Origin of the sequence: Maricaulis sp. (assembly GCF_017642925.1) — a bacterium.
Lineage (GTDB): Bacteria > Pseudomonadota > Alphaproteobacteria > Caulobacterales > Maricaulaceae > Maricaulis.
Genome location: NZ_JAEPOL010000008.1, coordinates 1 through 23,077 on the forward strand (window position 1 = coordinate 1; position 23,077 = coordinate 23,077).

Sequence of the window (23,077 nt, forward strand, 5' to 3'; positions counted from 1 at the left end):
AAGCGGGTGTCAGGGTGACGGTGATGGTTGCGGCGCTCTCACTCTCTCTTCCAACTCTCTCTCTCTCTTCCAACTCTCTCCATTTTTCCCGGACGAAGGCCTGCGCAGGCAGGCCGCAGATCCGGGATCGACCGAAGATCACTTCAAGCGATGCGCTTCCCGTAGATCCCGGCACTCCGCCCGGCCTTCGCCGGGCATTCGACCGGGAAAAACGGGGGGGTGTTTGGATGCTTTAGATGATGATTGCTGCTTCAGCACCCCCGCTTCCCCACCGGGGAGAGGGAAACAGGGTGAGGGGCGGCCGCGGAGCGGCCTGCTTAAGACTTTTCTCAGCGCTGACGCGCGCCCCTCATCCGCCCTGCGGGCCCCTTCTCCCCGGTGGGGAGAAGGGGGAGCGCCGGGAAAAACGGATGTCTTGAGGTTGAAAGTGGCGGTCAGGCTCAGCGCTTGCCGGTGATCTGGCGTTCGGCGCGTTCTTTTTCGACGCCCGGCAGGTGGGCATCGAGATAGGCTTCCACGTGGCGCTGCAGCTCTTCGAGATGGTCGGAGAAGAGGTGGTTGGCGTCGGGCACGACTTCGGTCGTGATCTCGATACCCTTTTGCACACGCACCTTGGACATCACACGCTCGACATCGTCGGCCGGCACGATCTTGTCGGCGCCGCCATGAACGATGATGCCCGAGGCCGGGCAGGGGGCGAGGAAGGTGAAGTCATACATATTGGTCGGCGGGGCAACCGAGATGAAGCCGGCGATTTCCGGGCGGCGCATCAGAAGCTGCATGCCGATCCAGGCGCCGAAGGAGTGACCGGCCACCCAGCAGAAGCGGGCACCCTGGTTATAGCCCTGCACCCAGTCGAGCACGGTGGCGGCATCGGACAATTCGCCCAGGCCCTGGTCATAGCTGCCCTGGGAGCGGCCAACACCGCGGAAATTGAACCGCAGCGTCGCGAAACCGCGCTTGCGGAACGCGTCGTACATCATGTCGACGGTGGGGTTTTCCATATTGCCGCCGCCCAGCGGGTGGGCATGCAATATCAGCGCAATCGGGGCGGTCGGGTCTTCGCTCGGGCTGTAGCGCCCCTCAAGCCGGCCGGCGGGGCCGGGGATGATCACGTCAGGCATTCACACTCGCCTTTTTGGTCGTTCCAGTTCGCGTCCTGCAAATATGCGGCATTTCGTCCATTGCAACGCGGCGGACGGCAGCCCATATTCCTGACTGTTCTACTCGGTTATTGGCCGAACGCCGCATTCGCGAAGCCCGTCCGTTCCGGAAAGGCGGGTCTTAGCATGATCGGTACGCGGGATGCGAGCGTTTAAGGAGGTAAACGCATGAAGCTGAGCACAAAGGGACGTTACGCCGTGATGGCGATGGCCGATCTGGCCCTGGCCAGCCAGGACGGGCCTGTGACGCTGAGCGATATTGCCTCGCGCCAGTCCATCTCGCTGTCCTATCTGGAACAGCTCTTCGCCAAGCTGCGCCGCGCCGACATTGTCTCTTCGATCCGCGGCCCCGGCGGCGGTTACCGTCTGAGCCGCAAGCCGACGGAAATCCGCATCTCCGACATCATCGTCGCCGTCGACGAGCCGCTGCGCGCCACGCGCTGTTCCAGCGCCAAGGGCTGCCTCGCCGACGGGCGCCGCTGCATCACGCACGATCTGTGGGACGAGCTGGGCCGGCACATCTATCTCTTCCTGTCCTCGATCACGCTGGAAGACGTGCTCGAACGGCGCCTGCTGGGCGCTGCGAGTGGTGCTCTCGGTCGCATGGAGCGGCCCAAGCCTGTCGCCGAGCCCGCCACGGTCTGAGCCGATGCGGACATATCTCGACCATAACGCGACCACGCCGGTGAGACCGGACGTGATCGAGGCGGTGGCGCACGCCATGCGCCTGACGGGCAATGCCTCTTCAGTGCATGCCGACGGACAGGCCGCGCTGCGTCTTGTCGAGACGGCGCGGCGCCAGGTGGGCAAGGCGCTGTGCGCGCGGGCCGAGGATGTGATCTTCACCTCCTGCGGTACCGAGGCGCTGAATCTGGCGCTGCACAGTGCGATCCGGGCCGGCGGCGCCGGCCGCATCCTGCATTCGGCCATCGAGCATGAAGCCGTCGCCGACACCGCGAAGGCCTCCGGCCTGCCGGTCGAGGAAATTCCTGTCACGGCGGCGGGGCTGGCCGATCTGGGCTGGCTGGAAGACCGGCTGGGCCATTGGGACACAGCGCGCGATGGCCGCCCGGTACTGGCGCTGATGCTGGCGAATAACGAGATCGGCACGATCCAGCCGGTCGCCGAAGCTGCCGCCCTGGTGCGCGAGCATGACGGGCTGGTCGTGGTCGATGCGATACAGGCTGTGGGCAAGATCGCTGTCGATTTTGCCGGTCTGGGCGCCGACTACATGGCGATCTCGGCGCACAAATTCGGTGGCCCGCAGGGCGTGGGCGCGCTGATCGCCGCCTGCAATGCCCCGATGGAGCGGCAATTGCGCGGCGGCGGCCAGGAGAAAGGACGCCGTTCGGGCACGCTGAATGTCGCCGGTATTGCCGGACTTGGCCTGGCGATCGAACAGGCCGTGGCCGGTCTGGACGATTTCGCCCGCCTGGCAGACTGGCGCGATGCCATGGCGGCCGGGTTGAAACAGGCGGCGCCGGATATCCACATCCTGGGCGAGGGCGCGCCGCGCTTGCCCAATACGCTCGGCATTGCGGTGCCGGGCTGGAAGGGCGAGACCCAGGTGATGGCGCTGGATCTGGCGGGTTTTTCCGTCAGCGCAGGCTCGGCCTGCTCGTCCGGCAAGGCGCACGGATCGAAGATCGGCAACGCAACCGGGCTGGACGCGGATGCATCGCGCGGCTTCCTGCGTGTCTCGCTGGGTTGGAATTCGATGGCGGATCAGGCAGACGCCTTCGTGAAAGCCTGGAGCGAGGCTCACGGGCGCGCCCGACCCGAACATTCAAACGCACTCAAGGCGGTGAGCTGACATGGCTGCGGTCAAGGAAACCATTGAAGACGTCAAGAAGCTCGAGGCCGACAAGTACAAGTACGGCTTCACGACGGACGTCGAACAGGAATTCTCGCCCAAGGGTCTGGACGAGGAAACGGTGCGCTATATCTCGGCCAAGAAGGGCGAGCCGGCCTGGATGACCGAGTGGCGCCTGAAAGCGCTCGAGCGCTTCTTCCAGATGAAGGAGCCGGACTGGGCGAAGGTGAAATACCCGCCGATCGACTTCCAGGACATCTATTACTACGCCGAGCCGAAATCCGGCGCGAAGTATGACTCGATCGACGACGTGCCCGAGGAAATCCTCGCCGATTTCGAGAAGCTGGGCATTCCGCTGAAAGAGCAGGAAGTGCTGCTGGGCGTGAAGGGTTCGGAGAACCGCGTCGCCGTCGATGCCGTGTTTGACTCGGTGTCCGTTGTCACGACCTTCAAGGCGGAGCTTGCCAAGGCGGGCGTGATCTTCTGCTCGATCTCCGAGGCGCTGCGCGATCACCCCGAACTCGTGCGCAAATATCTCGGCTCGGTCGTGCCGGCGTCGGACAACTACTTCGCCACGCTGAACACGGCGGTCTTCTCCGACGGCTCCTTCGTCTATGTGCCGCCCGGCGTGCGCTGCCCGATGGAGTTGTCGACCTATTTCCGCATGAATGCGGAAGGCACGGGCCAGTTCGAGCGCACGCTGATCATCGCCGACAAGGGGGCTTATGTCTCCTATCTGGAAGGCTGCACGGCGCCGATGCGCGACGAGAACCAGCTGCACGCCGCTGTCGTGGAACTGGTCGCGCTGGACGATGCCGAGATCAAGTATTCCACCGTCCAGAACTGGTGGCCGGGCGACGAGAACGGCAAGGGCGGCGTCTATAATTTCGTCACCAAGCGCGGCGATTGCCGGGGCAAGAATTCCAAGATCTCCTGGACCCAGGTGGAGACCGGTTCGGCGATCACCTGGAAATACCCGTCCTGCGTCCTGAAGGGCGAGAACTCACGCGGTGAATTCTATTCCATCGCCGTCACCAACGGGCATCAGCAGGCCGATACCGGCACCAAGATGATCCATCTGGGCAAGGGCTCGACCAGCCGCATCATCTCCAAGGGGATTTCCGCGGGCCGGTCCGACCAGACCTATCGCGGCCTGGTCTCGATCCATGCCAAGGCGGAAGGCGCACGCAATTTCACCCAGTGCGACAGCCTCTTGATCGGCGATCAGTGCGGCGCCCACACCGTGCCCTATATCGAGTGCAAGACGCCCAAGGCCGTGCTCGAACACGAGGCGACGACGACGCGCCTGTCCGAGGACCAGCTCTTCTATGCCCGCCAGCGCGGGCTGGACGAGGAGGCCGCCACGGCGCTCCTGGTCAACGGTTTCGTGCGCGAGGTCCTGCAGGAACTCCCGATGGAATTCGCCGTGGAGGCCCAGAACCTCCTCAAAGTGAGCCTGGAAGGGAGTGTGGGGTGATGGAAACCGCACTGCCCGGAGAATGGGAGGCGAGGCTGGAGTCAGAAGCTCACATCGATAGGTCGACGATCCTTGGCTGGTTGGTGGCTGACGCCATTGTCGAAGTCTTCCCAAGCGATGGTCAGCTTCGCCGAAAGTCACTGCAAGAGGCGATTTTTAGACTCAATCGAGCGCGTCCAGAGGACGCAGCGCTGTTGAGCGCTTCGCTCGATGAAATGGCGAAATACGTACTGCATGACACGCACGGCACTCACGGACGGGAATGATGCTCAAGATAGAAAACCTCCACTGCAAGGTCGAAACCGCCGATGGCGAGGAGAAGCCGATCCTGAAAGGCCTCTCGCTGGAAGTTCCGGCGGGCGAGGTGCATGCCATCATGGGGCCTAACGGGTCCGGCAAGTCGACCCTGTCCTATGTGCTGACCGGGCGCGAGGGCTATGACGTCACCGGGGGCGCAATCGCGTTCGGTGGTGAGGATATCGGCGAGATGGAGCCGGAAGAGCGTGCCGCAAAGGGCCTCTACCTCTCCTTCCAGTATCCGGTGGAAATCCCCGGCGTGCCGACCATCACCTTCCTCAAGGAAGCCCTCAACGCCCAGCGCAAGGCGCGCGGCGAGACGGAAGTGTCGGCGCCGGAATTCATGAAGCTGATCCGCGAGAAGGCGAAACAGCTCGGCGTGTCGATGGACATGCTCAAACGGGCGGTGAATGTCGGCTTTTCCGGCGGCGAGAAGAAGCGGATGGAAATCCTGCAGGCGCTGGTACTGGAGCCGAAATTCCTGATCCTGGACGAGACGGATTCGGGCCTCGATATCGACGCGCTGAAAACGGTGTCCGACGGTGTGAATGCCCTGCGGGCGCCTGATCGCGGCATGTTGGTCATCACCCACTATCAGCGCCTTCTGGACCATATCACGCCGGACCGTGTGCACGTCATGGCAAACGGCCGGATCGTGAAGTCCGGCGGTCCCGAGCTCGCCCGCGAGCTGGAGGCGGAAGGCTATGACAAATATCTCGGCGAGGCGGCGTGATGCAGCTCGCTATTTATCACCAACACGCACAATTTTTCCCGGCCGGAAGTCTGCGAAGGCAGGCTGTAGAGCCGGGACCTAGCGTCATTCGGTCTCGCTCGCCGGACGTTCGGTGGATCCCGGATAACGCTGACGCGCTTCCGGGAAAAATGGATGGGTTTGAGGTGGAGATATGACGACTGCTGCGCTCACCCACACGCCCGCTGAACAGGCTCTTATAGAGGCGCTGCAAGGCGCCACCGGCTGGCGCGCGCAATTGCGCGAGGCGACGCGTGAACAGGGCCTGCCGACCAAGCGCAACGAGTTGTGGAAATGGTCGGACCTGCGCCGGGCCGCCAATGATGTCTCCGCCGCCGGCGAGCTTGTTGTTGATGGGCTCGACGCGGCGTTCCTGCGTCCGGATGACGGGGCACGGCTGAACCTGACGCTGACGGCGAAGCCGGGTGCCAGCGCGGCCGATGCGGAAGTCACCGTGCCGGCGGGGCATGCGGTGACGCTGGTCGAGCATTACCGGGCCGAGGCCGGAGCGCTGGGCAATTGGCATCTGAAGATCACGCTGGAAACGGGCGCGCGGCTTGACCGTGTGTGTATTGCCGCCGATGCGCCGGACGGTGTCTTCGTGTCGTCAGCCGAGATCGTGCTGGCGCCGGGCGCGGTGCTCAATCAGCGCACGCTGGATTTCGGCGCGAAGCTGTCGCGGATCGAAACGCATATCACGCATCCGGGCGAGGGCGCTGATGTGGATCTGGGCGGGGTCTATCTGCTCGATGCCAAACACCATGCCGACACGACGACGGTCGTGCATCACACGGGACCGGGCGGCCAGACGCGCCAGCTGGTGAAGGGCGCTGCGGCCTCGCACGGCCATGGTGTCTTCCAGGGCAAATTCATCGTCGACCGGGCCGCCCAGCAGACCGATGCGCGCATGACGCACCGGGCGCTGATGCTGGACGACCGCGCCGAGATCGACGCCAAGCCGGAGCTGGAAATCTATGCCGACGACGTGCAGTGCGCGCACGGCAATGCGCTGGGCGCGATCGACGAGACGGCGCTGTTCTACATGCGCCAGCGCGGCCTGCCGGCGCCGAAGGCGCGGGCGCTGCTGATCGAGAGCTTCCTGGCCGAACCGCTGGACGGCATCGCCGATGAAAGCCTGCGCGAAACCCTGAAGGGCGAACTGCGCAACCGGCTGGAGGCGCTGTCGTGACCGATAGGATCGTTTCAGTCGTGGCATCGCGCTTGACCTCCCTCTCCCTGGGGAGAGGGATTGAGGGAGAGGGGGAAGACATCGCCTTTCGAACTTTCAGCGCGGCCACCGGGATTTCCCCCTCATCCGCCCTTCGGGCATCGTCTCCCGCGGGGAGAAGGGGATGTTTGCTGGCTGGAGGGGCCGCATGACAGCCCACAAGAATATTCCCGCCAGCCTCAACATCGACGCCATCCGCGCCGAGTTTCCGATCCTGCAGCGCGAGATCAATGGCCGGCCGCTGGTCTATCTGGACAGTGCGGCCTCGGCGCAGAAGCCGGAATTCGTGATCGAGAGCGTGGCGGGCGTCTACCGCGCCTCCTACGCCAATGTTCACCGCGGGCTTCACACCCTGGCAAACGAGACGACCGAGGCCTTCGAGGCGGCGCGCGAGGATGTGCGCCGTTTCCTCAATGCCAAGAGCGCAAACGAGATCGTTTTCACGCGCGGCTCGACCGAGGCGATTAACCTTGTTGCCCACACTTTCTGCCAGATGCTCAGCCCGGGCGACGAGATCATCATCAGCCGGATGGAGCATCACTCCAATATCGTTCCGTGGATATTATTGAGTGAAAAGAATGGTTTCACCCTCAAATGGGCAGATGTCACCGAGGCTGGTGAACTCGACTACGAACAGCTGGCAGGCTTGGTTAATGACCGGACCCGCCTGATCGCGATCACGCATATGTCGAACGTGCTCGGCACGGTGAACGACATTGCCCGTATCCGTGCGATTCCGGGGGCGGGAGATACCCCGCTGCTGCTCGACGGATCACAATCGGCGGTGCATCTGGCGGTCGACGTGCAGGCCCTCGATTGCGACTTCTTCGTCTTCACCGGCCACAAGCTCTACGGCCCGTCGGGCGCCGGCGCGCTCTATGCCCGCGGCGACTGGCTCGACCGTCTGCCGCCCTTTATGGGCGGCGGCGAGATGATTGCCGACGTGTTCGAGGATCGCGTGACCTTTGCCGACGTACCGCACAAGTTCGAGGCGGGTACGCCGGCGATTGCCGATGTGATCGGCCTGGGCGCAGCGATCCGCTGGGTCGAACGCCATGACCGCGTGGCGGTGATGGAGCATGAGCGGGCGCTGATGGACCGGGCGATGACCGGGCTGGCGGAGATCGACGGTCTCACCGTGATCGGCACGGCGCAGGACAAGGGCGCCATCATCTCCTTCCACATGGAGGGCGCACATCCGCACGATGTCGCCCAGATCCTCGACAAGTACGGCGTGGCCGTGCGGGCCGGCCACCACTGCGCCCAGCCGCTGATGCGCCGTCTGGGGCTGAGCGCCACGGCGCGGGCCTCCTTTGCACTCTACAATACGTTCGAAGAGGCCGATGCGTTTGTCGACGCATTGAAAAAGGCCCGCCAGTTTCTCATCTAGGCTTTGAAATGACACAGACTACAGACCGGGACATGATCGATCTGTCCGCGCCGCGGACACCCGCCAAACCGGCCACGCCGGTTGAAGTCGCCGAGGCGGTGTCGCCGCCGGCGGGCGCGATTCCGCAGGACGAGCTGGCGCGCATCACCGATGATGTCGTCGCGGCGCTCAAGACGGTGTATGATCCGGAAATCCCGGTCGATATCTATGAGCTCGGCCTGATCTACAAGGTCGACCTTGAAGACGACCGGACCCTGAAGGTGGAAATGTCGCTGACGGCGCCGGGCTGTCCGGTGGCCGGCGAGATGCCCGGATGGGTCCAGGAGGCCGTGGAGAAGGTCGACGGGGTCGAGCGCGCCCTGGTCGAGCTGACATTCGAACCGCCCTGGACGCCGGACCGCATGTCCGACGAGGCGCGGCTGGCGCTGAACATGTTCTAGACGCAACTGGATGCGAAGCATGATGACCCGACGCGAAAGACCCAAGGCCGTCACCCTGACCGACGCCGCTGCTGCGCGCGTCAAGGAGATCATGGCCAATCGCGGCGCCGGCTTCCTGCGGGTCGGCGTCAAGAATGGCGGCTGTGCCGGCATGGAATACGAGATGGGCTATGTCGAGGCGCCCGAGGCGCTGGACGAGCGCGTCGAGGACAAGGGTGTGGAGATCGTGCTGGAATCGAAGGCGCTGCTTTTCCTGCTGGGCACCCGGATCGATTACGAAGTGACGCCGTTGCACGCCAAATTCGTGTTCAACAACCCCAATCAGACTGATGCCTGCGGCTGCGGGGAAAGTGTCACCATCGTCCCGGCCGTGAGTGCCTGATCTCCATGAAGCTGATCATCTCCTCGACCTCGCCCTATTCGCGCAAATGCCGTGTCATGGTGCGCGAATTCGCTCTGGGCGATGCGATCGAGGAGGTGGAGGCCCACCCCTTTGATGACGATCCGGACCTGCTCAGGGCCAATCCGCTGGGCCGCGTGCCGTGCCTCCTGATGGATGATGGCCAGGCGCTGACCGAAAGCGCCCTGATTGCCGACTATATCGCTGAACGGGCCGGCGAGCCCTGGCCGCGTGACTGGACGGATCGCCGCCTGGAAGCGCTGGGCAGTGGGCTGCTCGATCTGACGGTCATGCGCCGGGTCGAGATGGTGCGCGATGAAGGCATCCGGTCGGACTTCTGGATAGGCCGGCGCGAGCGCGGCATCCAGCGCGCGCTGGATGAGCTGGAAGCGGGCATGGGCGAGGCGGATAATCCGCACGCCCAGGGGCCGCTGACGATGGCCGTGGCGCTGGGCTATCTCGATTTCCGCTATCCCGAGTGTGACTGGCGATCGGGGCGTCCGCGACTGGTGGCCCTGCACGATGCCTGGGCCTCGCGGGCGAGCTTCCAGTCGACCCAGCCGCCGGCCGACGGATAGAGCCGCAAAGAAAAATGCCGCCCTTGAGGCGGCATCATCTTTTCCCGGCAGAGGCGCGGCTTGATCAGGCCGCGGCAGACCGGCTCGCCGTGCTCGCGTCGCTGGTCGAGCGGTTCCGCCCTTCCGTCTTGGACTTGTAGAGATTGGCGTCCGAACGCTCGATCAGTTCCTCGATCGACTCGCCGTCGCGATAGCCGGCAATGCCCAGCGAAACCGTGATATTGCCCAGATCCTCATTGGTGGATTTGCGCAGCAGTTTCTTGGATTCGACCGTCTTGCGGATCTTTTCCGCGATTTCCGTGGCCGTCGCCGTGTCGGTGTTCGGCATGACAATACCGAATTCCTCGCCGCCATAGCGGGCCACGACATGGTGTTCCAGCGAGTGACGGGTCAGGCAGCCGGCAACAAAACGGATGATCTGGTCACCGGTCTGGTGACCCCAGGTGTCGTTGAAGCGCTTGAAGAAGTCGATGTCGCACAGGATCAGGCTCATCGGCGTGCCATCGGACTCCGAAGCCCGGCGGGCGCGGCGCAGCGCTTCGTCGAAACGCTTGCGGTTGGCGATGCCGGTGAGGGCATCGGTCATGGCTTCTTCGCGGACCCGTTCCAGATGGGTCTTCAGCTTGGTGACTTCGTTGGACGTCGCCTGCAACTTGTCCTCAAGCGCCTGGCTGCGCCGTTGCATGCGCGCTGTGGCGGAAACCAGCGATTCGACCAGGCGCTTCATGCCGGCCGCATCCGGGCTGGCGACGAGTTCGTGCGTGGCGCCTTCCAGGGCCTTGCCGTAGGCGACAGTGTCGCGTTCGGCCGCTTCCAGCGACTGCTTCACGGCGCCGAGCTCGCGGCTCATCAGGCTGCCGCTCTCCAGGATCGCATCCTGGATGGCTTTCCACTGGAAATACTGTTCGAAGAGTTCCGCGTTTACGGTTTCGCTGAAGACCTCGCCGGCCTCGATATGGGTGCGCAGGGTTTCACAGAGTTCCGGATTGGTATCGCTCGCGAAGCAGATCCAGACGGCGTAGTTTTCCGGCGTTGGAGCGACGTCAAACTGATCCATGAGCTCGAGCGCCTTGTGCGCGAACTCACGTCCTTCCTTGCCTAGCAATCGACCGTTCACGAGATACGTCCTTCCCTTGGCGAACGAGCTTCTTCGTCCGCGACAATCGGAAGCCTAGGGGAGAAAGGAAAAGAAGAGGTAAAAATTGCTCATATCGTATGAGGGCGACGCAGATTGTACAGTCGTTTCATACGATTTCAGCGGGTGCGCCGCCGCTGCCCCGGCCGGTGCCGGAGCGGCGGCGTGCAGCAGGATCTAGGTCATGAAGTCGGGCACGTGATCGCCGAAACCGACGACGCGACTGTCGTCGTGATCCTGGCGCCGGCGCGACTTTTCGCGGGCAGGGCGGTTGCCGGACGGCTTGTCGTCACGTGCCGAAGCTGCGGGCTTTTCCGCCGGCTTTTCGGCTTTCTTTTCAGACGCCTTGCTGCCGCCACGCGTGCTGCGGCTCTTGCGCGATGCCGGCTTCTCGGCATCCGGAGCCGATGCCTTCACACCGTCAAGTGCCAGTTCCGGCACGTCCTGCTGGATCAGTTTGAGAACAGCAGACAGGGACTTGTCGTCGGCCGATGTCGTGATCGTGATCGCTTCACCGGTCTTGCCGGCACGGCCGGTGCGGCCGATGCGGTGGACATAATCATCGGCATGGTGCGGTACGTCATAATTGAAGACGTGGCTGACATCGGGGATGTCCAGTCCGCGCGCGGCGACGTCCGATGCCACCAGGAAGCGCAGTTCGCCCGACTTGAAACCGGCCAGCGTCGCGGTCCGCGTTGACTGGTCCAGATCGCCGTGAATCGGGGCGGCAGAAAAGCCGTGGCGCTGCAGCGAGCGGGCGACGATGTCGACATCGCGCTTGCGGTTGGCGAAGATGATGCCGTTCTTCACACCGTCGCGGTTCATGGCGGCGCGCAGGGCAGCGCGCTTGTCCTTGGCAGCCGAGGAGGCGGCCTTCACCAGGTATTGCTGGATATTCGCACTGGTCGTCGCCGGGCGGGCCACTTCGATCCGCTCGGGATCGTTGAGGAAGCGGTCGACGAGGCTTTTGATCTCCTTCGGCATTGTCGCCGAGAAGAACAGCACCTGGCGGCGCGGCGGTACCATGTTGAAGATGCGCTCGAGATCCGGAATGAAGCCCATGTCCAGCATGCGATCGGCCTCGTCGACGACGAGGAATTGCACGCCCGTCATCAACAGCTTGCCGCGCTCGAAATGGTCGAGCAGGCGGCCCGGCGTGGCGATCAGCACGTCGGCGCCCTTGTTGAGGATCTCTTCCTGGGGCCCGAAGGCAACGCCGCCGATCAGCAGCGCCATGGAGAGTTTCTGACCCTTGGAATAGGTCTCGAAATTCTCGGCGACCTGGGCCGCGAGCTCGCGCGTGGGCGCAATGATCAGCGAGCGCGGCATGCGTGCCTTGGCACGGCCGCGCGACAGGCGCTCGATCAGGGGCAGGGTGAAGGACGCGGTCTTGCCCGTACCGGTCTGGGCAATACCAAGGACATCGCGACCGGCCAGGGCGGGCGGGATGGCGCCAGCCTGGATCGGTGTCGGGTCGGTATACCCGGCAGCTTCAATCGCTTCGAGGAGTTTCGGGCTCAGTCCGAGTTCAGCGAACGTCATGGCGTCCTTTGTTTGACACACTAAGAACAGCGGCCGCGCCGTTAAGGCGCGGCCGCAGGTGGGCGCAAAATACGGACACCGTTCGTTGTGTCAACGCAACAGGGCCGAAAGCCTAGCGTCTGTAGGCGTATGGCGTGTCGTCCGTGATATTGATGTAACGGTCACGCAATTGAGTCTGGCGCGATTCAAGCGCAGTCGGTTCGCCGTCGATGAGGACTGCGACCGGTGCACTCATCACTTCCAGCGGGTCGCCATCCCACACTACGACATCGCCGGCATAGCCCGGAGCGAGGGCGCCATAGCGGTCGCCGACGCCATAGATTTCCGCCGGTGTCAGCGTGATGGCGCGGAAAGCCTCATCCCAGGGAACACCGTTGGCAACGGCATTGCCGGCATGCTGCGGCACCAGGCGGGCGTTGAAATACCCGTCCGCTGTCGGCGCCGTGGAATAGGCGACATCCACGCCGGCGTCCTGCAGGCGCGCGGCGTTCTGCAGCGAGGCGCCGAGCGCATCGAAGGAAGAAGGCAGGTCTTCCAGCGGATCGACGATCACCGGAATGCCGGCCGCGGCCAGCTCCTCGGCAACCATCCAGCCTTCCGCTGCGCCGACCAGGATCAGCTGGATCGGTGCATTGTCGGCCTTGAAGCGGATCGCCCGGCGGATGTCCGCCGCGCGGTTGACGGCCATGACCAGCGGCACGCGGCCACGGGCCACGGGCAGCAGGGCCGCCGCGTCATAGCGGTTCAGCGCATCGCCTTCATGATCGCCCGAGAACCGCCCCGGATAGCCGCGAGCGTCCGCCAGCGCGGCTTCCAGGAAGGCCCAGGCCGCCGGGCGCGAGCCGCCGGCACGGCCGGCGCCCGATTCGGACAGGTCGGCATAGACGAAGCTCCCGGCCTGGAAGAGCGAGTCGGCCTCGCCGCTGGTATCGATCAGCGCGCCCTGGCCAGCGAAGATATTGTGGCCGGTGGACGGGAAGATCGCGGCCCGCGTGACGCCTTCCATCCGGTTGGTCGCCAGATAGGTGCCCGCAGGGTTGAAGCCGTCGGCGACGTCGAGGGCGACCGAGAAGGGCGACTCGTTTGCGCTGTCGTCCGTAGTCGAGCCTTCCAGGGCGACCTCGATCAGGCCGAGCTGGGAAAAGGCCGCAAACACGCCGGGTGTGACCCAGTTGCCGGAGGCATCGATCACCGTGGCATCTTCGGGGATTTCCGCCCCCGCACCGACCGCGACGATATCGCCGTCACGCACGATCACGGTGGCATTCTCCAGAATGCCGGCATCGGTATTGGTGACGACCCGGCCATTGGTCACGGCATAGGTCTGGGCGGCAGCCGGTGCAGCGAGGGCCACACTGGCCGCCAGAACTGAAATCAGCTGTTTCATTACTGCTCTCCTTCGCCGGGCTGGCCGAGCATGAAGTCGCGGACGGGCTGGAGATCGGTATTGCGCCGGTCATAGCTCAGCGCACCGTCGATCCAGACCTGGTCGGCCCGCGTGTAGGTGGAAAAGGGATTGCCGGACCACAGCACCACATCGGCGCGATAGCCTTCCTGCAGCGAACCGGTCTCGTCGCCGATGCCCAGCGCCTGCGCCGGACGCGAGGACGCCCAGGCCCAGGCTTCGGCCTCGGAAATGTCCAGACCCGCACGGCGCCCGTCGGCGAGCGCCTTGGCGATTTCCTGGTTGAGCCGCTGGATGCCGTTGGCGTCGTCCGAGTGGATCATGGCGCAGGCGCCATTGGCGTGCGTCATGGCCAGGTTTTCACGGACCGTGTCATAGGCTTCCATCTTGAAGCCGCCCCAGTCCGCCCACACGGCGGCACACACATTGTGCTCGGCCAGCAGGTCGGGGATCTTGTAGGCTTCGACGGCGTGGTGGAAAGTCGTGACCTGGTAGCCGAACTCCTCGGCCATATCCATGATCTGGGCCATCTGGTCGGCGCGGTAGCAGTGCTGCTGCACCAGGATTTCGCCTTCCAGCACACCCATCAGCGTGTCGAGCTCGAGATCCTGCGTCGGCGGATCGACATCCTCGCCATTCTCCGCCGCTTCCCAGTATTCATGCCAGCTGTCGCGATAGTTCGACGCTTCGATCCAGGAGGCGCGGTAGCCGGCCATATTGCCCATGTCGGTAGCCGGCGAACGGCCGCGATTGCCATAGACGCGCGACGGGTTCTCGCCGCAGGCCATTTTCAGCGTGTAGGGCGCATCCGGGAATTTCATCTCCTGCACCGTACGCCCCGGCACATTGCGCAGGGTGATGCCGCGGCCGCCGAACAAATTGGCCGAGCCGGGCAGGACGTGCAGCGTGGTGACGCCGCCGGCCAGCGCATGCTCGAAACCGGGGTCCTGCGGCCAGACCGAGTGCTCGACCCAGACTTCCGCCGTCACCGGCTCGGTCGCCTCATTGCCGTCAGAATGGGCGCTGACGCCCGGCGACGGGTAGGCGCCCAGATGGGAGTGGATATCGATAATGCCCGGCGTGACATAGCGCCCGGCGCCATCGACGACGGTTGCACCGTCCGGCGCTTCCAGGCCGGTGCCGACAGCGGCGATACGGCCATTCTCGATCAGCACATCGCCATTCTCGATCTGCCCGCCGATCCCGTCGAGCACCGTGGCGCCGCGGATCAGCGTCGTGCCGCTGGGCCGCGGCGTATAGGTGGACGGATACGGGTCGAGATTGATCCGGACGATATCGCCGGATCCGCCCGAATTGCTGCCCGCGGACCCGGATTCGCCGGAGGAGGCGGTGTCCGAGCCATTGCTGCAGGCAGCCAGGGCGATTGCGGCTGTACACACCGCAAGGGCTGGCAGGCTTGGCTTCAGTGTCATCGTGATATCCCCATTTGCATCCGCAGGCCTTGTACCGCCGGCGGAGGAGCGGGGATTGAACGCGCTTCGGGGCCAAGCGTCAAATGCTGCCTTGCGGACAATTCAGACCGCGCCGGGTTCTTCGCCGAACAGCACGGCCAGCCGGGCACGCAGGCGTTCGCGCGATATCGTGCGTCTGCGCTCCGGCGGGGCACAGCGCAGTGACCGCATCATGCCGAAAGCGCAAATCGACATGAGGAAGGCGTCCGTCCGTGTCGGTGCGCGCGAACTTTTCAGAGAGGCCATAAGCCCCGCCGACGTCGTGCCGCGCGTGGCAGCGAGATGCAGCATCAGTCCCGACAGTTCCGGATCGCGCCTTGCGGCGAGGAATGTCTCTTCCATGGCGGTCAGTTCCGGGCGAATCTGCCCGTCGGCGCGATCGAGCGGTTCCGACATGGTCTCGACAAAATCGTCCACCGATTGCGAGGCCGGCGGCAGTGCCGGGCGCTGTTCCTCGATTTCCCGCACGAAGCCGAGATAAATGCGTTCAAACGTGGCCCGCAGGATCGCGTCGCGGCCGTCGAACAGGCGCGTGGTGGCCGACAGGGCGACGCCGGCTTCCTCGGAAATCGCCCGGTGGGTCAGGGCTGCGGCACCGTCGCGGATCAGAACGCGCGTGGCGCCGTCGAGAATGCGCTGCGCGGTGGGAGTGTCGGGAATGGCCCCCCGGTCCGCGCGCTGCCGGTCTGCCGCACTGGCCATGCGCTCGATCCGTTCCCGCCAGGGCGCGGCGTCCTGCCAGCGGCCCTGTGCCGTGTCAGCCAGGTAGCGCGCCGTGGATATGACCCAGGCGGAGGTTGCGGTCCCGCTTGCGGACGGCACCATGAGCGGTACGGCCGTGAAAAAATCGGCGAACATGCTCGCCTTTTCCGGAGACATCCCGAAAGCCGGCATGACTTCGGCGAAGAACCCGGTTGTTGCGGTGTCCCAGTCGCGCGCGATGTCGGCGAAGGCGCCGGAACGGGCTGCCTGCAGGGCGGTGTCGGCCGCGATCAGCGTGCTGTCCTGCCCGGCGACGGCGCGGTGAAGGCAGAGCGCAGCGAACCAGTCGGACAGCAGCGCCGGTTCCGTTTCAAGCCGCTGAACCTGACGGGCCTCCTCTTTCAGCCATGCGGCATCGGCGCGTTGGGTCTGGCGGGCCGCCTCGACCAGCAGCGCTTCCTTGGAGCCGAAATAATAATTGATGGCCGATACGGGAGCCGCTGCGGCAGTGCCGATGGCGCGCGCAGTTGCTCCGCGCACGCCGCTCCGGGCGAACAGGCTGGCAGCGGCGTCGACAAGGGCGTTGCGGGCTTCGGGTTGCGGCGGCGCCTGGGCGGTCGTCGTTTCGGGAAACATCATGGCATCGACACTAGCTGTGTTCGAACAGGCACACCAGTACAAGTGTGAATGGGTACAAATGTTCGAAATGCGAGCAAGGATCAATACGCGCCCGAAGCGGTTGCCCTGGCCGTTCGGCCGCAAACCCTTGACAATTCAAAATAATAGTAGGCAGTTTCACATTTTTATAACGGAAACGACGGAATTTCGACATGAGAGTGTCGTCCAAACTTCATTGGGTACAAATGTTCGAATTCGCTATGGCGTCCCGGGTTATCCACTCAGGGGGCGATCATGTCGCGTACGCATCTTCTCACTTCAATCTGTTCGATGGCGCTTGCAGGGGCCGGTCTTGCCGCGGCCGGGGCGCAGGAGGCCGCCGATACCGATGTCATTACCGTCACGGCATCGCCGATCCGCGATTCCCAGGCTGCGGCGATCAGCCTGAAGCGTGAGGCCGACAACGTGCTCGACGTTATCTCCGCGGATACGATCGGCCGCTTTCCGGACCAGAACCTGGCCGACAGCCTGGGCCGTCTGCCGGGCGTCGCCATCGAGCGCGACCAGGGTCAGGCCCGCTTCATCAATTTCCGCGGTGCGCCCTTCCGCTGGACCGCGATCGCCTTTGACGGCATCGACGTGCTGGGCGCCGAAAACGGCCGTATCCCGCGTTTCGACAGCTTTCCGTCAGTCATCACCTCGGCGGTGGAAGCGCACAAGGCGATCACGCCCGACATGCCGGGCGAAGCGGTTTCGGGCTTCGTGAATATCCGCACCTTCAACCCGTTCGACCGGGAGGGGCTGAGCGTATCGGTGGAAGCCGGTGCGGGCGAGCAGGAACTCGGCGGCGGGGATATCGGCAAGTACAATGCCCGGCTGTCCTGGTCCGGCGAGCGGTTCGGCTTCGCGCTCTTCGGCTCGAACAATTCGCGCGAACAGGTCACCGACAATCGTGAACTCGATCTCGAGATAGACGCCGGCGGCACGCTGACGGTCAACGAGCTCGACTTCCGCAACTATCTCGTCGAGCGTGAAGACAACGCCTATGGCGGCTATCTGGAATTCCGTCCCGAAGGGCCGGTCTCGCGTGTCTTCGCATCGACGCTGTATTCCGAGTTCATCGATCGTGAACAACGCAATCAGTACGTCTTCGATTTCGCGGGCGGAGCCGGCGCGCTTGGCGGTACGGTTTCTCCCGGCGCGACGGGTTATGCGCCCCTGGTGCTCGTCAGTCGCCTGCTGGAATACGGCGAGTATCACAACTCGACCTGGACCAACACGATCGGCGCCGATGCCGACATCGGCGCATGGTTCGTCGAGGGCCGGCTGAATTACACCGAAACGAGTAATGACACGGACCTGCCGATCGCCTACAGCGCCGGCGGTACGGCAGCCGCGGCCTTCGACGTCAGCGACGTCAACGCGCCGCTTGTGAGCGTCTACCAGCCCTTCAGCCAGACGGCCGCAAACCCGTCGACGCTGCCTTACGGGGCCAATCTGGCCTATATCATCGACATGGCGCTCGACACCGAAGCCTGGAAGCTGCGCATCGACGGTGAGCGCGCCATCACCCTGTTCGGTCGGGACACCGATCTGCGCACGGGGTTTCAGTACGATACGCGTGAAGCGGTCGGCAACGGCCTGAGCTTCTCGATCGGCAGTTTCCCGTCCTCGATCGACATCGCCAGCTTCGATACCGGCGAGGCGTGGAATACCGGTTTCAGCAATACGATCGGCGGCACTTACTACGACAATAACGGCCTGCGCGACGCTTGGGACGCGGCTGCGGGCGGTCTCGGAATATCGCCCTCTGCCGACCAGCTGATCGAGATCGAGGAGGATATCCTCGCCGCCTACGCCATGGCGACGACGCATTTCGACGGCGGCAATATTGTCTATGGCGCCCGCTTCGAGATGACCGACTACAGCACGGACGGTCCCCAGCTCGCCTCGGCCTATTCGGACGACTATGTGAGCGTGCTGCCCAGCGTGCACATCAATTTCGACTTGCGCGACGACCTCAAATTCCGCGTCTCCGCGTCCACGGGCCTGTCCCGGCCGACCTATACCGAATTGCGCGCCTCGGCCTCGGTCGACCCGACCAGCCGGACGGTCAGCGGCGGCAACCCGACGCTGGACCCGGAAACGACCTGGGGATTCGACGCCGCGCTGGAATGGTATTTCGCACCGGCCAGCCTGCTCTCGGCGGGGGTTTTCTACCGGCATGTCGATGACGTGATCTATGTCGACACGACCACGATCGACGGCGGTCTCTACCTGCCGTCGGCCGCCGGCGAGGACTGGACGCTGGCCGGCCCGGTGAACGGCAATGAAGGCGAGCTGTCCGGTATCGAACTCAACTTCATCGGCCAGGCGACCGATCTTCTTCCGGCGCCGCTGGACGGGTTCGGCGTGTCGGCCAATCTCACCGTGCTCGACAGCTCGTTCGACACGCTCTCCGGTAACAGCTTCTCGCTGCCGGGCACGTCGGACGTGATCTACAATGCCTCGCTCTTCTACGAGAAGGCGGGCTTTTCGGCGCGCGTGAACTATCAGTATCGCGACGCCTGGCTGTCCACGACGGAGAATGACAGCCTGGCCGAATACTGGGACGAGCAGGAGCGGGTCGACGCGTCCTTGCGCTACGTCCTTCCGGTCACGCCGGGCGGGGCAGGTGTGACCCTGTTCGCCAACGCCAACAATCTCACCGACGCCATCGATGTCCGCTATGCGGGCACGCGTGCGACGCCGAACCAGGTGGAGGGCTATGGCCGCCGCTTCCTGTTCGGCATCCGCGTTGACTACTGACCTCTCGAGCTACGAAGCCGGTGGGCCGGATGCTTTCGGGTGTCCGGCCGCCAAAATTCAGGAGACCCCCGATGTATCGCAATCTGTTCGCCGGCATTGCCGCGATCGCGCTGACCGCCGCTGCTCATGCCGAGGCCCCCGTGGCTGAAGCCATCCGGACCGCGGATGGCATGATCGCAGTCAGCTGGACCCTGGAAGGCCCGGTCGACGTGTTCGTCGCGCACGAGGCCGATGCCGGTATCGAGGAGGCCACACCACTGTCCATGGATGATGAAGACCGCAACTTCACCTACCAACCGGCCGGAACCGGCCGCCCCTATTTCCTGCTCCGCCCCGAAGCGGGTGCAGTGATCGAGGTGGCTGAACGTGTCCTGCCGCTGGAAGGCGGCCGCAATTTCCGGGATCTGGGCGGTTATCGTACGGCGGATGGCCAAAGCGTCAAATGGGGCCGGCTCTACCGCTCAGGCGCGATGCACGAGCTGACGGCGCAGGACTATCAATACCTGGCCGATCTCGATATCGCCGTGATCTGCGACTTCCGCGCCAATTCGGAACGGGCCGAGGAGCCGACCGAATGGGCTGGCGGACCGGTCGAGCATATCGACTGGGATTATGAAATGGATACGTCCGGCTTTGCCGCGGCATTCGCAGGCGAAATGTCGCCTGAGCGGTCGGCTGCGGCGATGACGGAGTTCTACCGCCAGGCACCGACCGAGTTTGCGCCGCGCTATGCCGTGATGTTCGAGCGGCTTGCCGCGGGCGACCTGCCGCTGGCCTTCCACTGCACCGCCGGCAAGGACCGCACCGGCGTGGCGGCCGGACTGATCCTGACGGCGCTGGGCGTGCCGCGCGAAACCATCCTTGCCGACTATGCCATGTCCGACGATCTCGTCGATTACATGGCCGAACTGCGCGAGGAGCGCGAGGCGATCGATCCGGAGGATCCGATGGCGTTCTGGGCGCAACTGCCCGAAGCGGTCATCGCGCCCTTCATGGCGTCCGATCCGGCCTATCTCCAGGCGGCACTCGAACAGATCGAGGCCGATCACGGCAGTGTCGAGGCCTATCTTCTCGAAGCGCTGGATGTCAGCGAGGCGGACCTTGCCGCAATGCGCAGCGAACTGCTCGAATAGGGCCGGGCAAAGCCCTTGAACAAAAAGGGCCGGCGCGGGGTGTCCGGGCCGGCCTTTCTTGTCAGGTGCGCCTGCCTGTTACTGATAGTCGCCGCGGGGACGATCGATCAGGCCGCCGAAGAAGATGGCGTTCATGAACATCTTCTCCGAACCGCGGAAAGTGGCGCGGAAGTTGGGATTGTCGGCGAACAGGATCACCGAGCCCCGGCCCAGCCGGCGGGCGACGACGGCCGGCGTGCCGGTGATCTCGTCGAGACGCCGCTGCGAGGCATAGCCCGACAGCAGCGGGTCTTCCGGATACTCCACGACGACGGCGAACGGATCGTCCTCCGGACGCGCCAGGGTCAGCGTGGTGTTGCGGTGAAGCGGGACGAAGCGGTCGGTATAGCCGAAGCCGATCGGGTGGCTGGTATCCAGATCGCCGGCAAAGATCGCACCGCCGATGACGTGTTCGGCATCATCCACCGGCATGGCGGAATAATTGCGGCGGGCCAGCGGCTCGTCGTTGCCGGTCTCGTCCTCCTCATCCTCGACATCGAAGAAGGTGCGTTCGGCCATGCGGGCAGCCTGGCGGGTGGCGATGATCACACCGCCGTCCTCGCGCACCCATTGCTCGACGCGTTCGCGGGCGCTGGAGGGCAGGGCGGTATTGCCGCCACCGACGATCACCATGTGCGTATAGCGCGACCAGTCGAGGCCCGAGAGATCGTTCTTGCGGCGAAGCGTGACGGGGATGTGCATGCGGTGATCCAGCTGGTGCCAGACTTCACCGGCATCATAGGTCGCCAGCCCGTCCTCGATCAGAACCAGGACTTCCGGGCGTTCCACCGCACGGAAACCGCTGCTGTCGCCGATGTCCGGCGTGCCCGAGGCGGTCGAGCCGGAGGTCACGGCATAAACGGCCACCCCGTCCTCGGCGGCGATATCGCTGACCATGGCGTGGATGGCGTCACGACCGGTGTCCTGGCCGACCAGCGGCACGAAGACACTGCCCGGGCCGAAATCGATCCGGCCTTCGCTGGTCGAGATGGTCGCCGGTTCGGTGGCGACACGCACGCGGATATCGGCGTCCAGCAGGCGGTAGAGCGCACGCGGGGCGTAATAGTCTGACCAGCGCAGGACATAGCCGTAGGAGGAGGCCGGCGGGGCCGGCTGCACGACCGGCTCGGCGGTCACTTCATCACCGAGGATGGCGGCGTTGAAGCTGCGGCCGACGGCGGCGTAGTCGAGATCGTAGGCCAGCGGCAGGGTCCAGCCGGACACGTCGTAGAAGATGTTTTCCTCGAACTCGGTGACCCGGTCGAACATCGAACGGATCATCGTGTATTGCGGCTGGGCCAGCTCGACGACATAGGCCTCGCCGGCGCGCCAGGTCCGGCCGTCGACGGTGATGTCGCGGGCCAGCGCGTTGACGCGGATATCGTGACGTTCCAAGAGGTCGACAAACAGCCCCGCCCGCACCGGATCGCCCTCGGCGGAGAAGACAAAGGCGCGGTCGGCATCATTGCGGCCGGCTTGCAGGGAGTTGGCGAAGAACTCGCGCTGATAGTCCGCGATCTCGCGGTGCTGGGCGAGGGCGCCAGACACGGTCGTCAGCGACGTGCGGAAATGGGTGCGCACATTGTCGGCATGGCTGACGAGGCCCCGGTCGCTCTCGATCAGGCCGCCGCGGGCCGCGCCGATCTCGAACAGGATGCCCAGCGAGCCATTGACCTGCGGATAGGTCGAGCCCTTGCCGACATAGAAATTGTCGAAGCCTTCCTCGGAGGTGTAGAGGCGCGCCTCGCTGTCCAGGAAGGCGATATGGTGCTGGGCGATGCCCTGGGTCAGTTCGCGCGCCTGTTCCGGGATCAGCGGATTGCGGCGACGCGGCTCACCGGGGTGAAAGTAGAAAGTGCTCTCGGTGCCCATTTCGTGGAAATCGGCCGAGACCATCGGCTTCCAGCGATGCCACTGGCTCAGCCAGGCCTGGCTTTCCGGCTGGGTCTGCAACAGCCATTGGCGGTTGAGGTCGAACCAGTAGTGATTGGTCCGCGCCGAGGTCCACAGATTGTGCTGCTCGTGATCGGGATCGGTGACCGGAACGGTCGCGCCATAGGTCTCGACATGGTTCACCCGGCGCGAATGGCCGTCCGGATTGAAGATGGCGGTGATCAGGATGACGCTCTCGCGCAGGTCCGCCTCGACTTCCAGGCCTTCGGCGGCGGCATAGTGGTAGAGCGTCGGGATCGCCGCATCCATGCCGGCCGACTCGGCGCCGTGGACGCCGTAGTTGAGCCAGATCACCGCCGGCGCGTCCGGATCGGCTTCGGCGCCGGGCTCGAGACTGGCCAGGTGCGCCTCGCGAATCTCCTCGATCCGGGCGTGGTTCTCCGGCGAGGTCACCGTGAAGAACAGGATCGGCCGGCCTTCATGAGAATAGCCGATCGTCTCGACCGTGATCCGGTCGGAGGTTTCGGCCAGCTGGGTGAGGTAGGCGACCATCTGGTCGTGGCGGACCGGGCGGTCGCCGACGCCAAAGCCGAGCACATCCTCGGGCGCCGGAACGCTCTCGTCATACGGCGTCGCGTCCAGCTGGAAAAATTCGATCGGTTCAGCCTGGGCAGACGCGGCGGTGAGTGCCGCCAATGCGCCGGCCAGAGCGGTCAGTCGAGCCATGATATCCCCTCATCATCGTGTTTGAGAGGAAAGCTAGCGCTCCGGCCGCGCAACGCCAATGCCCATG

19 protein-coding genes are annotated in these 23,077 nt (G+C 64.5%); 12 read left to right on the forward strand and 7 right to left on the reverse strand.

Features of this window, described 5'->3' with window-relative positions:
• Window positions 1-440: 440 nt before the first annotated feature.
• On the reverse strand, window positions 441-1,124 hold the full coding sequence (locus JJ918_RS07905) for an alpha/beta hydrolase (RefSeq protein WP_271186808.1): 684 nt from the start codon (window positions 1,122-1,124) through the stop codon (window positions 441-443).
• A 207-nt stretch (window positions 1,125-1,331) separates the two neighbouring features.
• Here JJ918_RS07905 and JJ918_RS07910 point away from each other — a divergent pair, with 207 nt between their 5' ends.
• The 10 genes from JJ918_RS07910 (at window position 1,332) to JJ918_RS07955 (ending at window position 9,537) form a co-directional block, all read left to right on the forward strand.
• A complete protein-coding gene (locus tag JJ918_RS07910) occupies window positions 1,332-1,808 on the forward strand; it encodes an Rrf2 family transcriptional regulator (protein ID WP_291885530.1) in 477 nt (158 codons plus the stop codon).
• Between the two features lie 4 nt (window positions 1,809-1,812).
• A complete protein-coding gene (locus JJ918_RS07915; protein ID WP_291885533.1) occupies window positions 1,813-2,976 on the forward strand; it encodes a cysteine desulfurase family protein in 1,164 nt (387 codons plus the stop codon).
• Between the two features lies 1 nt (window position 2,977).
• The gene (gene sufB / locus JJ918_RS07920; protein WP_291885536.1) at window positions 2,978-4,453 is read left to right on the forward strand and encodes a Fe-S cluster assembly protein SufB; all 1,476 of its coding nucleotides are present in this window, start codon (window positions 2,978-2,980) and stop codon (window positions 4,451-4,453) included.
• Window positions 4,453-4,719, forward strand: a complete 267-nt coding sequence (locus JJ918_RS07925; RefSeq protein ID WP_291885539.1) for a hypothetical protein — start codon at window positions 4,453-4,455, stop codon at window positions 4,717-4,719. Before sufB ends, JJ918_RS07925 begins: the two co-directional genes overlap by 1 nt.
• On the forward strand, window positions 4,719-5,483 hold the full coding sequence (gene sufC, locus JJ918_RS07930) for a Fe-S cluster assembly ATPase SufC (RefSeq protein ID WP_291885542.1): 765 nt from the start codon (window positions 4,719-4,721) through the stop codon (window positions 5,481-5,483). Before JJ918_RS07925 ends, sufC begins: the two co-directional genes overlap by 1 nt.
• Window positions 5,484-5,655: 172 nt before the next feature.
• On the forward strand, window positions 5,656-6,690 hold the full coding sequence (gene sufD / locus JJ918_RS07935; protein WP_291885545.1) for a Fe-S cluster assembly protein SufD: 1,035 nt from the start codon (window positions 5,656-5,658) through the stop codon (window positions 6,688-6,690).
• A gap of 187 nt (window positions 6,691-6,877) precedes the next feature.
• The gene (locus tag JJ918_RS07940; RefSeq protein ID WP_291885548.1) at window positions 6,878-8,119 is read left to right on the forward strand and encodes a cysteine desulfurase; all 1,242 of its coding nucleotides are present in this window, start codon (window positions 6,878-6,880) and stop codon (window positions 8,117-8,119) included.
• 98 nt (window positions 8,120-8,217) lie between these two features.
• The gene (locus tag JJ918_RS07945; protein ID WP_367277676.1) at window positions 8,218-8,559 is read left to right on the forward strand and encodes an SUF system Fe-S cluster assembly protein; all 342 of its coding nucleotides are present in this window, start codon (window positions 8,218-8,220) and stop codon (window positions 8,557-8,559) included.
• Between the two features lie 22 nt (window positions 8,560-8,581).
• Window positions 8,582-8,941, forward strand: coding sequence for a HesB/IscA family protein (locus tag JJ918_RS07950; protein WP_367277677.1), 360 nt, complete (start codon window positions 8,582-8,584; stop codon window positions 8,939-8,941).
• A gap of 5 nt (window positions 8,942-8,946) precedes the next feature.
• The gene (locus JJ918_RS07955; RefSeq protein WP_291885556.1) at window positions 8,947-9,537 is read left to right on the forward strand and encodes a glutathione S-transferase N-terminal domain-containing protein; all 591 of its coding nucleotides are present in this window, start codon (window positions 8,947-8,949) and stop codon (window positions 9,535-9,537) included.
• 64 nt (window positions 9,538-9,601) lie between these two features.
• Here the strand turns inward: JJ918_RS07955 and JJ918_RS07960 are convergent, their stop codons facing one another.
• The 5 genes from JJ918_RS07960 to JJ918_RS07980 all read right to left on the reverse strand — a co-directional run bounded on the left by JJ918_RS07960 (window position 9,602) and on the right by JJ918_RS07980 (window position 16,432).
• Window positions 9,602-10,594, reverse strand: coding sequence for a GGDEF domain-containing protein (locus tag JJ918_RS07960; RefSeq protein WP_291885559.1), 993 nt, complete (start codon window positions 10,592-10,594; stop codon window positions 9,602-9,604).
• Window positions 10,595-10,849: 255 nt separating this feature from the next.
• A complete protein-coding gene (locus tag JJ918_RS07965; protein WP_291885562.1) occupies window positions 10,850-12,214 on the reverse strand; it encodes a DEAD/DEAH box helicase in 1,365 nt (454 codons plus the stop codon).
• A gap of 112 nt (window positions 12,215-12,326) precedes the next feature.
• Entirely contained in the window at window positions 12,327-13,601 is a 1,275-nt protein-coding gene (locus JJ918_RS07970; protein ID WP_291885565.1) for an amidohydrolase family protein, read from the reverse strand.
• Entirely contained in the window at window positions 13,601-15,052 is a 1,452-nt protein-coding gene (locus JJ918_RS07975) for an amidohydrolase (RefSeq protein WP_291885566.1), read from the reverse strand. Before JJ918_RS07975 ends, JJ918_RS07970 begins: the two co-directional genes overlap by 1 nt.
• A gap of 102 nt (window positions 15,053-15,154) precedes the next feature.
• Window positions 15,155-16,432, reverse strand: coding sequence for a TetR family transcriptional regulator (locus tag JJ918_RS07980; RefSeq protein WP_291885568.1), 1,278 nt, complete (start codon window positions 16,430-16,432; stop codon window positions 15,155-15,157).
• Between the two features lie 273 nt (window positions 16,433-16,705).
• On the opposite strand from JJ918_RS07980, the gene JJ918_RS07985 reads away from it, so the two are divergent.
• Window positions 16,706-19,219, forward strand: a complete 2,514-nt coding sequence (locus tag JJ918_RS07985) for a TonB-dependent receptor (RefSeq protein WP_291885571.1) — start codon at window positions 16,706-16,708, stop codon at window positions 19,217-19,219.
• Between the two features lie 71 nt (window positions 19,220-19,290).
• Window positions 19,291-20,352, forward strand: coding sequence for a tyrosine-protein phosphatase (locus tag JJ918_RS07990; protein ID WP_291885574.1), 1,062 nt, complete (start codon window positions 19,291-19,293; stop codon window positions 20,350-20,352).
• A 78-nt stretch (window positions 20,353-20,430) separates the two neighbouring features.
• Here the strand turns inward: JJ918_RS07990 and JJ918_RS07995 are convergent, their stop codons facing one another.
• The gene (locus JJ918_RS07995) at window positions 20,431-23,010 is read right to left on the reverse strand and encodes a M14 family zinc carboxypeptidase (protein WP_291885578.1); all 2,580 of its coding nucleotides are present in this window, start codon (window positions 23,008-23,010) and stop codon (window positions 20,431-20,433) included.
• Window positions 23,011-23,077 lie beyond the last annotated feature (67 nt).

Coding starts and splice junctions, on each gene's coding strand:
- JJ918_RS07955 (WP_291885556.1), top strand. CDS start 8,947: ATGAAGCTGATCATCTCCTCGACCTCGCCCTATTCGCGCAAATGCCGT.
- JJ918_RS07925 (WP_291885539.1), top strand. CDS start 4,453: ATGGAAACCGCACTGCCCGGAGAATGGGAGGCGAGGCTGGAGTCAGAA.
- JJ918_RS07915 (WP_291885533.1), top strand. CDS start 1,813: ATGCGGACATATCTCGACCATAACGCGACCACGCCGGTGAGACCGGAC.
- JJ918_RS07910 (WP_291885530.1), top strand. CDS start 1,332: ATGAAGCTGAGCACAAAGGGACGTTACGCCGTGATGGCGATGGCCGAT.
- sufB (WP_291885536.1), top strand. CDS start 2,978: ATGGCTGCGGTCAAGGAAACCATTGAAGACGTCAAGAAGCTCGAGGCC.
- JJ918_RS07970 (WP_291885565.1), bottom strand. CDS start 13,601: ATGAAACAGCTGATTTCAGTTCTGGCGGCCAGTGTGGCCCTCGCTGCA.
- JJ918_RS07980 (WP_291885568.1), bottom strand. CDS start 16,432: ATGATGTTTCCCGAAACGACGACCGCCCAGGCGCCGCCGCAACCCGAA.
- JJ918_RS07965 (WP_291885562.1), bottom strand. CDS start 12,214: ATGACGTTCGCTGAACTCGGACTGAGCCCGAAACTCCTCGAAGCGATT.
- sufD (WP_291885545.1), top strand. CDS start 5,656: ATGACGACTGCTGCGCTCACCCACACGCCCGCTGAACAGGCTCTTATA.
- JJ918_RS07960 (WP_291885559.1), bottom strand. CDS start 10,594: ATGGATCAGTTTGACGTCGCTCCAACGCCGGAAAACTACGCCGTCTGG.
- JJ918_RS07990 (WP_291885574.1), top strand. CDS start 19,291: ATGTATCGCAATCTGTTCGCCGGCATTGCCGCGATCGCGCTGACCGCC.
- JJ918_RS07905 (WP_271186808.1), bottom strand. CDS start 1,124: ATGCCTGACGTGATCATCCCCGGCCCCGCCGGCCGGCTTGAGGGGCGC.
- JJ918_RS07950 (WP_367277677.1), top strand. CDS start 8,582: ATGACCCGACGCGAAAGACCCAAGGCCGTCACCCTGACCGACGCCGCT.
- sufC (WP_291885542.1), top strand. CDS start 4,719: ATGCTCAAGATAGAAAACCTCCACTGCAAGGTCGAAACCGCCGATGGC.
- JJ918_RS07975 (WP_291885566.1), bottom strand. CDS start 15,052: ATGACACTGAAGCCAAGCCTGCCAGCCCTTGCGGTGTGTACAGCCGCA.
- JJ918_RS07940 (WP_291885548.1), top strand. CDS start 6,878: ATGACAGCCCACAAGAATATTCCCGCCAGCCTCAACATCGACGCCATC.
- JJ918_RS07995 (WP_291885578.1), bottom strand. CDS start 23,010: ATGGCTCGACTGACCGCTCTGGCCGGCGCATTGGCGGCACTCACCGCC.
- JJ918_RS07985 (WP_291885571.1), top strand. CDS start 16,706: ATGTCGCGTACGCATCTTCTCACTTCAATCTGTTCGATGGCGCTTGCA.